Source organism: Streptomyces sp. UW30, from assembly GCF_008042075.1.
GTDB lineage: Bacteria > Actinomycetota > Actinomycetes > Streptomycetales > Streptomycetaceae > Streptomyces.
Map to the genome: position 1 here is coordinate 129,933 of NZ_RDBN01000021.1, position 10,231 is coordinate 140,163.

Sequence of the window (10,231 nt, forward strand, 5' to 3'; positions counted from 1 at the left end):
GCTCCCGACGGTCCCCGGCCGCCTCCGCTACGGCGTCCTTCCCGCACGCCCCTTGAAATCAACGGGCGTTCCGCTCCCCACACCTGCGACAATCGGGCCCATGACCACGCTCAAGTCGAAGCTGCAGGAAGACCTCAACGCCGCGATCAAGGAGCGCGACGAGCTCCGCTCCTCGACGCTCCGGCTGACGCTCTCCGCGATCACCAAGGAGGAGGTCGCGGGCAAGGAGAAGCGCGAGCTCTCCGACGACGAGGTGCTGAAGGTGATCACCAAGGAGGCGAAGAAGCGCCGGGAGGCGGCCGACGCCTTCGCGCAGGGTGGCCGGGCCGAGAGCGCCGAGCGGGAGAAGGCGGAGGGCGAGCTGCTCGCCACGTACCTGCCGAAGCAGCTCAGCGACGACGAGCTGAACGACATCGTCGTCCAGGCCGTCGAGGAGGCCAAGGCGGCCGGCGCCGAGGGCCCGCGGGCCATGGGCGCCGTGATGAAGATCGTGAACCCGAAGGTCGCGGGCCTTGCCGAGGGTGGCCGGGTGGCCGCGGCCGTCAAGAAGCTGCTGGCCGGCTGAGGCACGCAGCCCCGCACGACTCGGTAGGACTCGGTACGACGACGGCCCCTACCCCCTGAAGGAAGGGGAGGTAGGGGCCGTCGCCGTCCGCAGAACCTATGGCCGCTCGGGCCGCCGCCTCAGCCGCGCCCGCCGGTGCCGTTCCCGTTCGTCTGGCCCTGCCACCAGCCCTCCGGGATCGAGAACGTCGGTGTCGGTTCCGTCGTCCCGCCGTCCGAGCCGCCGTTGCCGCCGTTGCCGCCGCCGTTGTTCCCGCCGCCGATCAGGCCGCCGATGAGGTTGTCGTCGCCGTTGTTGCCGTCGCCGTTGCCGTTGTCGCCACCGTCGTCGTCACCCCGGCCCTTGTCACGGTCCTCGTCGTCCGGGATGTGGATCTCGTTGAACTCCTCGACGGGCTTGCCGTCGAGGGCGCCGACCATGGCGTCCTTCCAGATCGGGCCCGGGACCCGGCCGCCGTAGACCAGGTCGTGGTACTCGCCGCCGATGTAGATGTTGCGCATCTTCACCTTCTGGGTGGCGCTGCCGACCCAGACGGCGCCCGCGAGGTTCGGCGTGTAGCCGACGAACCAGGCGTTGCGGCGCTCGTCCGTCGTACCCGTCTTACCGGCGCTGTCGCGGTCGGTGAGGCCGGCCGACTTGCCGGTACCGGAGTCGACCACGCCCTGCAGCAGGTTGTTGATGGTGTCCGCGGTCTGCTCGGACATCGCGCGCGAGCACGTCGACTTCGGCACCTCCAGCGACTTCTGCTGGCCGCCGACCTTCTGCGAGATCGACTCGATGGCGATCGGCGTGCAGTACATGCCGCGGGAGGCGAAGGCGGCGTACGCGCTCGCCATCGTCAGCGGCGAGAGGCCGACGGAGCCGAGGGTGACGGCGGGCGTCTCCGGGAGCTTGTCGCCGTTGCCCTGGCGGACGTGGAGCTTGTCGGTGACGTTGACCACCGGGCACAGGCCGATGTCGGAGACCATCTGCACGAAGTAGGTGTTGACCGACAGCTCCATCGCCTTCTTCAGACGGTAGGGGCCGCGCTCCGACTCGCTCTCGTTCTCCAGCTTCTCGCCCTGCAGGTTGGTCCACGGCTTGCTCTCGCACGTCTGGACCGGGCTCGGGTACTCCATCTGGTACGGCGACGGGTACTCCTGCGTCGGCGGCCGGCCCTCCTCCAGCGCGGCCGCCGCGACGAACGGCTTGAACGTCGAACCGGTCGGGAAGCCGAAGTTGGAGCCGCCGTACTTGGCGTCGACCGAGTAGTTGTACTCGGTCTCGTTCTTGCCGTAGCCGTACGGCTTCGACTGGCCCATGCCGAGGATCTTGCCGGTGCCGGGCTCGACGAGGGTGGTCGCGGCGGCGACCTTGTCGTCCTGGTTGACGTGGTCCTTGAGCGAGGCCTGGACCGACTCCTGGGACTGCGGGTCCAGGGTCGTCGTGATGGTCAGGCCGCCCTGGTTCCAGATCTTGGCGCGGGCCTCGCGGTTCTTGCCGAAGACCGGTTCGCTGAGGAAGACCTTCTCGACGTACTTGCAGAAGAAGCTGGCGCCCTTGACCGCGGTGATGCAGCCGTTGTTGGGCTTGCTGACCTTCAGGCCCAGCGGAGCCTTCTTGGCCTTGTCCGCCTCCGCCTGCGAGACGTCGCCGATGTCGGCCATGCGCTGCAGGACGGTGTTGCGCCGCTTGGTGGCCTCGGCCTCGTCGTTGACCGGGTCGTAGCGGCTGGGCGACTGGACGATGCCGGCGAGCAGCGCGGCGTCCTGGAGCTTGAGGTCCTTGGCGGACTTGGAGAAGTAGCGCTGGGCCGCGGCCTCGACGCCGTACGCCTGCTGGCCGAAGAACGTGATGTTCAGGTAGTTCTCGAGGATCTTCTTCTTGCCGAGCTCCTCCTCCACCTGGATCGCGTACTTCAGCTCCTTGATCTTGCGGCCGAGGGTCTGCTGGGTGGCCTGCGCGACCTTCGTCGGGTCGTCGCCGGCCTCCTCCACGAAGACGTTCTTCACGTACTGCTGCGTGAGCGTGGACGCGCCTTCGCTGACGCCGCCGCTCTGGGCGTTGCGGTTGAGGGCGCGCAGGACGCCCTTCAGGTCGACCGCGCCGTGCTGGTAGAAGCGGGCGTCCTCGATCGCGACGATCGCCTTCTGTATGTACGGCGAGATGTCCTTGAGGTCGACGACCGTGCGGTCGCGCGAGTAGACCGTGGCGATCGTGCCGCCCTCGGCGTCCAGGATCGTGGTGCGCTGGCTCAGCGGAGGCGTCTTGAGGTTGGCCGGGAGCTCGTCGAAGCTCTCGACGGATCCCTTGGCCGCGAGCCCCAGCGCACCGACGGCGGGCAGCGCGAGTCCGGCCAGCACGGCTCCCGCGAGCACACTGACACCGAGGAACTTGGCGGCCTGCTGCGTCGGCGACAGACCACCGCCCGAGCGGTTCTTTGGCATGGGGGCAGCCTAAACCGTAGACATGAGCGAACCGAGGGCCGATCGTGCGCGAGCCCGGTACGGAGACGTGAGTCACGCCGTGCGCACGGGCGGGCCGGCGTGAACCGCGGCACGGCAGGGCCGGCCGTCTGCCTTCGCATTTGCCGGACAGGGGCGCAGGCCTTGGCCTAAGCTGCTCTCAACTGTCACAGCAGTGCGGCCACGTATCAATACGTCCGGCGACCCCGAATCGTTCTGGCGGTAGCCCACTTTTTTGGTGGGGACGTGTCCGAATCCGCCTTGTGTGTCATCCGGCGTCCGTTGTGACTCAACAGAACTGTCCCGCTTTGCCGGGAAAGTCACGCATGTCGCCAGCTCACTCCCCCGGGTGATCTGCCGCTTACGCATAGTCCGTTCGGGCCATTCAAGATTGGGCCCGAAGGGGGTGTTGTGCTGTGCCCACCTTCCGTAACGTCCTCAACTGGCGGCGGTGAATATGCCGCTGCCGCCGTGGGGGAGCCTCGATTCGGGAGAGGACGGCGCCGGTATGGGCTGGGTAGTCGACTGGAGTGCGCAGGCGGCCTGCCGCACTACCGATCCGGATGAACTGTTCGTACAGGGAGCAGCGCAGAACAGGGCCAAGGCGGTGTGCACCGGATGCCCGGTGCGCACGGAGTGCCTGGCGGACGCGCTCGACAACCGCGTCGAGTTCGGCGTGTGGGGAGGAATGACGGAGCGCGAGCGCCGCGCGTTGCTGCGCAGGCGGCCGACGGTCACCTCGTGGCGCCGGCTGCTGGAGACGGCGCGCACGGAGTACGAGCGTGGGGCGGGCCTGTTGCCGCTCGACGATGACGAGGTGTACGAGAACTTCGCGGCGGTGGGCTGAGGGCGCCACGAGCCACGAGGTCTCACCTCGGGTGGCGCAGCGGCCCAGGAGGGCCCCTCAGGGAACCGATCGCGCTGTTCAGGCCTCGGGAGAAGGCAGCTCCGGCCGATGGGCCGCGAGCCGGTTTCCGATGTCCCGCAGCCCCGCGAGGTCATGCACATCGCCGGGCAGCGCGGCCACTTCGGCCACCGCCACCTCGGGGTGGAGCGTGGTGAAGCGGTCACGCGTGCGCTGCTCACGGGAGAGCAACTGCATACGCTCGGCATGCAGCCTCAACAGGCCTGCGGTGAGCTGGTCGACGGACCGCTCCACATGCGGAGTGACGGACGGTGGGTCGACGGAGTCCGGGTCGACGTCCGTGGCGGCGGGGGAGCCTGCGTCTGGAGCCGGTGCCTCGGAAGCGGCTGATTCTGAACTGTCGTACGTGTCGGGGGAGTTACGAAGTCCAGCTTTCCCGCCCTCCTGATCCACAATGCGGGGCTCTTCAAGATTTTCCGCGGCGGCGAGCGCGCGCTCGGCCGACAGCCGGTCGGCGCCGCTGCCGTGGACCCGGTTGAGCACCAGACCCGCGAGCGGCATGTCCTCGGCGGCCAGCCGCTCCACGAAGTAGGCGGCCTCCCGCAGCGCGTCCCGCTCCGGCGCCGCCACGACCAGGAACGCCGTCCCGGGCGCCTGCAGCAGCTTGTACGTCGCGTCCGCGCGCGTGCGGAAGCCGCCGAACATGGAGTCCATGGCCGCCACGAAGGTCTGTACGTCCTTCAGCAGCTGCCCGCCGAGCAGCTTGCCGAGCGCGCCCGTCATCATCGACATGCCGACGTTCAGGAACTTCATTCCCGCGCGCCCGCCGACCTTCGCCGGCGCCAGCAGGACGCGGATCAGCTTGCCGTCCAGGAACGAGCCGAGCCTCTTGGGCGCGTCCAGGAAGTCCAGCGCGGAGCGGGACGGCGGGGTGTCCACGACGATGAGATCCCACTCGTCCCTGGCCCGCAGCTGGCCCAGCTTCTCCATCGCCATGTACTCCTGCGTGCCCGCGAAGCCCGCGGAGAGCGACTGGTAGAACGGGTTGCCCAGGATCGCGGCCGCCCGATCGGGGTCCGCGTGCGCCTCGACGATCTCGTCGAACGTGCGCTTCATGTCGAGCATCATCGCGTGCAGCTCGCCCGCGCCCTCGACGCCCTTCACCCGGCGCGGGGTGTTGTCCAGCGAGTCGATGCCCATGGACTGGGCGAGCCGGCGGGCCGGGTCGATGGTGAGCACGACCACCTTGCGTCCGCGCTCGGCGGCCCGCAGCCCCAGCGCCGCCGCGGTCGTGGTCTTGCCGACGCCGCCCGAACCGCAGCACACCACGATGCGGGTCTTCGGGTCGTCGAGCAGCGGGTCGAGGTCGAGCACGCGCGCGGCGGAGAGGTGGTGGGGCCGGCGGGCGGCGTCCTGTGTCTGGGCCGGTTCCGGACGACTCATGACATCCCCTGCTTCCGACGTACCGCGTACGGCTGCTGACGTTCCGCGTACGGCTCCCGACTTGTGAACGGACTCATGACAGGTCCTGTTCCCGCAGCTCGCGCGAGAGTGCGTACAGGCCGGCCAGATCCATGCCCTCGGCGAGGAGCGGCAGTTCGTGCACCGGCAGCCCCAACTCGTCCAGGACCGCCCGCTGCTCCTGCTCCAGCGCGTGCCGCTCGGCGTACTCGTCGGCCTGCGTCAGCAGCGGGTCCACCAGTTTCTCGGCGTTCCCGCCGCGCCGCGCCCCGCCCAGCCCCGCCAAGGACAGCGACTTGGCGACGGCCGCGCGCGGGACGCTGCGGACGAGTTCCAGATCGGCCGCGTCCAACACCTCCGGGCGCACCATGTTCACGATGATCCGCCCCACCGGCAGCCGCGCCGCCCGCAGCTCGGCGATCCCGTCCGCGGTCTCCTGAACGGGCATCTCCTCCAGCAGCGTGACCAGATGCACAGCCGTCTCCGCCGACTTCAGCACCCGCATCACTGCCTGCGCCTGATTGTGTATCGGCCCGATCCTGGCGAGCCCCGCGACCTCGTCGTTGACGTTCAGGAAGCGGGTGATGCGGCCGGTGGGAGGCGCGTCCATGACGACACAGTCGTAGATGAACCGCCCGGCCTTGTCCTTGCGCCGCACCGCCTCGCACGCCTTGCCGGTGAGAAGTACGTCTCTCAGCCCCGGCGCGACGGTGGTGGCGAAGTCGATCGCGCCGAGCTTCTTCAGGGCCCGGCCGGCACCGCCCATCTTGTAGAACATCTGGAGGTAGTCCAGAAGGGCCAGTTCGGGGTCTATGGCGAGGGCGTACACCTCCCCGCCCCCGGGAGCGACGGCGATCTTCCGCTCCTCATAGGGCAGCGCCTCTGTCTCGAAGAGCTGCGCGATGCCCTGCCTGCCCTCGACCTCGACGAGAAGCGTCCGCTTCCCCTCCGTCGCGAGGGCGAGCGCGAGCGCGGCGGCGACCGTGGTCTTACCGGTCCCGCCCTTGCCACTGACGACCTGGAGCCTGCTCACGTCTTCGAGCCTAACCAGTCGGTCCGCCAGTCACGCGGCAGCCTGTGGACAACCTGAGCGAGGTCGGCCGCTCGGCCCTTCGCCGACAACGGATAAAGTCGGCCACATGACCAAGTGGGAATACGCAACCGTGCCGCTGCTCGTCCACGCCACGAAGCAGATTCTGGACACCTGGGGCGAGGACGGCTGGGAGCTCGTCCAGGTCGTGCCCGGGCCGAACAACCCCGAGCAGCTCGTGGCCTACCTGAAGCGGGAGAAGCAGGCGTGAGCGCGGTCGAGGCGAAGCTCGCCGAGCTGGGCCTGAGGCTCCCGGAGGTCGTGCCGCCGCTCGCCGCGTACCAGCCGGCGGTCCAGTCGGGCGTGTACGTGTACACCGCCGGCCAGCTGCCCATGGTGGAGGGCAAGCTCCCGGTCACCGGCAAGGTGGGCGCGGAGGTCACCGCCGAGGAGGCCAAGGACCTCGCCCGTATCTGCGCGCTGAACGCCCTCGCGGCCGTGAAGTCGGTGGCGGGTGACCTGGACCGCATCGCGCGCGTGGTGAAGGTCGTGGGGTTCGTGGCGTCGGCGTCCGACTTCACGGGGCAGCCGGGCGTGATCAACGGTGCGAGCGAGCTCCTGGCGGAGGTCCTCGGCGAAAAGGGCGTCCACGCGCGCAGCGCGGTGGGCGTGGCCGTGCTGCCGCTCGATGCGCCGGTCGAGGTCGAGGTTCAGGTGGAGCTGACGGGGGCGTAGGCCTTCGGCGGTTGTGCCGGTCGCGCCGGTCGCGCCGGTCGTCCGGTCGTGCCGGTCGTGCCGGTTTTGCAGCAGCCTGTCCGGGATGCCCGGGCAGGCTGAACATCGCCGGGCGGGGCCGTAAATGGGCCGTCGTCGGTCTTTCGGCAGGGCACAGTGGCCCCATGGCCGAAACCGTTCCAGGCAGAGGGCTCGACGCCCAGGGGTACATCGCGCCCGAAGGGTCCCTCGGGCGGGTCCCGCACGCGTTCCGGTCCGTCGTCGCGGCCGCGCGGGACCGTCTGCTGGACGTGTTCGGGGCACGGCTGCACAGCGCCTACCTCTACGGGTCGATTCCGCGCGGCACCGCGCGCGTGGGGCGCAGCGACCTGGATCTCCTGGTCGCCCTGCGCGAGGAGCCGACCGAGGCGGACCGGGTGGACGCGCGTGTGCTCGACGAAGCGCTGGACAAGGAGTTCGCGCAGATCGACGGCGCGGGGACGCTGCTGAGCAGCCGCGGGCGGCTGCTGAGTGACCTGGAGAGGTACGACGGCGGGTGGTTCGTCGCCTGCCTCTGTACGCCCCTTCTGGGCGAGGACCTCGCCGAGTTCCTGCCGCGCTACCGGCCCGACTCGCTGCTCGCGCGCGAGACGAACGGCGACCTCGGGCTGCTGCTGCCCCGCTGGCGCGCGCGGATCGCCGACGCGGGCGAGAGCGACGAAGCCCGGCGGCCGCTCGTGCGGTTCATGTCCCGGCGTCTGGTGCGGACGGGGTTCACGCTGGTCATGCCCCGGTGGGGCGGGTGGACCAGCGACCTGGGGGAGATGGCGGAGGCCTTCGGGTCCTACTACCCCGCGCGGGCGGAGCAGATGAAGGCGACGGCGGAGCTCGGGTTTGAGCCGACGGGGGACGAGGGTGTTCTTCGGTCGTACGTCGATGATCTCGGGCCGTGGCTGGCGCAGGAGTACGCGCGCGTGCACGGCGTGAAAGCCCCCAGGCCCGACTGAGCGCGGCCAGAAGCGGCCAGGAGCAGCCAGGAGCGCGGCTAGATGAGCCCGTGCTCCTCCAGGTAGTCCATCTGCGCCCGTACCGACAGCTCGGCCGCCGGCCACAGGGAGCGGTCGACGTCCGCGTACACGTGGGCGACGACCTCCGCCGGAGTGCCGTAGCCGTCCTCGACCGCCGTCTCGATCTGGGCGAGGCGGTGGGCGCGGTGGGCGAGGTAGAACTCGACCGCGCCCTGGGCGTCCTCCAGGACCGGCCCGTGGCCCGGGAGGACGGTGTGCACGCCGTCGTCGACCGTGAGGGACCTGAGCCGTCGTAGCGAGTCCAGGTAGTCGCCGAGGCGGCCGTCGGGGTGTGCGACCACCGTCGTGCCGCGGCCCAGGATCGTGTCGCCGGTCAGGACGGCACGGTCGGCCGGGAGGTGGAAGCAGAGGGAGTCGGCGGTGTGCCCGGGCGTCGGTACGACGTGCAGCTCCAGGCCGCCGAGGGTGACCACGTCCCCTGCGCCGAGGCCCTCGTCGCCGAGCCGTAGCGCCGGGTCGAGGGCACGCACGCGTGTGCCGGTCAGTTCGGCGAAGCGGGCGGCGCCCTCGGCGTGGTCCGGGTGGCCGTGGGTGAGCAGGGTCAGGCCGACGCGTTTGCCGGACTTCTCGGCCGTGGCGATGACGTTGCGCAGGTGGCCGTCGTCGAGTGGGCCGGGGTCGATCACGACGGCCAGGTCGGAGTCCGGTTCGGAGAGCAGCCAGGTGTTGGTGCCGTCCAGGGTCATCGCCGAGGCGTTGGGGGCGAGGACGTTGACGGCACGGGCGGTGGCGGGACCGGAGAGGACCTCGCCTCGCGGCTGGCCGGGGAGGGCTGCTGCGTCCGTCATACGTGGGGGCCTTCCAGGGCTGTCGGTACTGCGGGAACCTCGGGCAACGTCATGCGGGGGCTCCGCCGGTCGGGATGTGCTTGGTGAACTCGTCGTGGCCGGGCCAGGCCAGCACGATCTCGCCCTCCTCCAGGCGGGCCTGCGCCAGGACGGCGGTGAGGTCGCGGTCGGGGGCGGCGGACAGGGCCTGGGCGGCGCTGTCGTACGCGGTCAGCTGGCGCAATGTCGCGATGGTCGGCGGCATCATCAGCAGCTCGCCCTTGTCGTACGAGGCGGCGGCGTCCGTGGGGCGGATCCACACCGTACGGTCGGCTTCCGTGGAGGCGTTGCGGGTGCGCTGGCCCTCCGGGAGCGCGGCGACGAAGAACCACGTGTCGTAGCGGCGGGGTTCGAATTCCGGGGTGATCCAGCGGGTCCAGGCGCCGAGGAGGTCGGAGCGGAGAGCCAGGCCGCGGCGGTCGAGGAACTCGGCGAAGGAGACGTCGCGGGCGACGAGGGCGGCGCGGTCGGTTTCCCAGTCGTCGCCTGTGGTGTCGCCGACGACGGAGTCATCCGTGGGGCCGGCGAGCAGAACGCCGGCTTCCTCGTACGTCTCCCGCACGGCGGCGCAGACGATCGCCTGGGCGACGGCCTCCTCGACACCGAGCCGGTCTGCCCACCACGCGCGCGTGGGGCCGGCCCAGCGGATCTGCTGTTCGTCGCGGGGGTCGACGCCGCCGCCGGGGTAGGCGTAGGCGCCGCCGGCGAAGGCCATGGAGCTACGGCGACGCAGCATGTGCACGGCGGGGCCGCCGGTGTCGGTGTCCCTGAGCAGCATGACGGTGGCCGCCCGTTTCGGGGCGACGGGGGTGAGACTGCCTTCCGCGAGCGCGCGGATGCGGTCCGGCCACTCCGGTGGGTACCACTGCCCGTTTGCCATGGGCGGAGGCTATCTCTTGGTGGGCGGATGTTCGAGGGGGTGCCTGGGGGATGCCTGCGGCGGCCCGTTGCTGCCCGGTGGGGGTGCGGGTAGCGCCTCACGGTTGTCTTGTGGGTCGGGGACGCGTCGGGGGGTGTCCGCCCGCAGCGGCCGGCGTCAAGAAACAGCACCCCACTGAGGCACAGCAACCGCCGGACCGAGGACGGACACCCCCCGACGCGTCCCCGACCCACAAGACAACCGTGAGGCGCTACCCGCACCCCCACCGGGCAGCAACGGGCCGCCGCAGGCATCCCCCAGGCACCCCCTCGAACATCCGCCCACCAAGAGATAGCCTCCGCCCATGGCAAACGGGCA

General features: G+C 70.4%; 10 protein-coding genes. 5 read left to right on the plus strand and 5 right to left on the minus strand.

The genetic code is table 11. The features are described from left to right. Positions 1-100: 100 nt before the first annotated feature. Complete coding sequence (locus EAO75_RS10885) at positions 101-565, plus strand: GatB/YqeY domain-containing protein (RefSeq protein WP_147994855.1); 465 nt, start codon at positions 101-103, stop codon at positions 563-565. Positions 566-684: 119 nt separating this feature from the next. On the opposite strand, the gene EAO75_RS10890 is transcribed toward EAO75_RS10885, so the two are convergent. Beyond that, positions 685-2,991, minus strand: a complete 2,307-nt coding sequence (locus EAO75_RS10890) for a transglycosylase domain-containing protein (protein ID WP_147994856.1) — start codon at positions 2,989-2,991, stop codon at positions 685-687. Between the two features lie 526 nt (positions 2,992-3,517). Here EAO75_RS10890 and wblA point away from each other — a divergent pair. Further along, positions 3,518-3,856 carry a transcriptional regulator WblA gene (gene wblA, locus EAO75_RS10900; protein ID WP_187284387.1) on the plus strand — a complete coding sequence of 113 codons (339 nt, stop codon included), beginning with the start codon at positions 3,518-3,520 and terminating at the stop codon, positions 3,854-3,856. A gap of 78 nt (positions 3,857-3,934) precedes the next feature. On the opposite strand, the gene EAO75_RS10905 is transcribed toward wblA, so the two are convergent. Both EAO75_RS10905 and EAO75_RS10910 read right to left on the minus strand, forming a co-directional pair. Then, entirely contained in the window at positions 3,935-5,317 is a 1,383-nt protein-coding gene (locus EAO75_RS10905; RefSeq protein WP_147994857.1) for an ArsA family ATPase, read from the minus strand. 73 nt (positions 5,318-5,390) lie between these two features. Beyond that, positions 5,391-6,368 carry an ArsA family ATPase gene (locus tag EAO75_RS10910; protein WP_147994858.1) on the minus strand — a complete coding sequence of 326 codons (978 nt, stop codon included), beginning with the start codon at positions 6,366-6,368 and terminating at the stop codon, positions 5,391-5,393. 106 nt (positions 6,369-6,474) lie between these two features. Between EAO75_RS10910 and EAO75_RS10915 the strand changes: the two genes are divergently transcribed. The 3 genes from EAO75_RS10915 (at position 6,475) to EAO75_RS10925 (ending at position 8,086) form a co-directional block, all read left to right on the plus strand. Then, entirely contained in the window at positions 6,475-6,636 is a 162-nt protein-coding gene (locus EAO75_RS10915) for a DUF4177 domain-containing protein (protein ID WP_003975360.1), read from the plus strand. After that, positions 6,633-7,100, plus strand: a complete 468-nt coding sequence (locus tag EAO75_RS10920) for a RidA family protein (protein ID WP_147994859.1) — start codon at positions 6,633-6,635, stop codon at positions 7,098-7,100. The genes EAO75_RS10915 and EAO75_RS10920 overlap by 4 nt, the downstream gene beginning before the upstream one ends. A 164-nt stretch (positions 7,101-7,264) precedes the next feature. Further along, on the plus strand, positions 7,265-8,086 hold the full coding sequence (locus EAO75_RS10925) for a nucleotidyltransferase domain-containing protein (protein ID WP_147994860.1): 822 nt from the start codon (positions 7,265-7,267) through the stop codon (positions 8,084-8,086). Positions 8,087-8,124: 38 nt separating this feature from the next. On the opposite strand, the gene EAO75_RS10930 is transcribed toward EAO75_RS10925, so the two are convergent. Then, on the minus strand, positions 8,125-8,955 hold the full coding sequence (locus EAO75_RS10930) for an MBL fold metallo-hydrolase (protein ID WP_147994861.1): 831 nt from the start codon (positions 8,953-8,955) through the stop codon (positions 8,125-8,127). 49 nt (positions 8,956-9,004) lie between these two features. Further along, positions 9,005-9,874, minus strand: coding sequence for an NUDIX hydrolase (locus EAO75_RS10935; protein WP_147994862.1), 870 nt, complete (start codon positions 9,872-9,874; stop codon positions 9,005-9,007). Between the last annotated feature and the right edge of the window lie 357 nt (positions 9,875-10,231).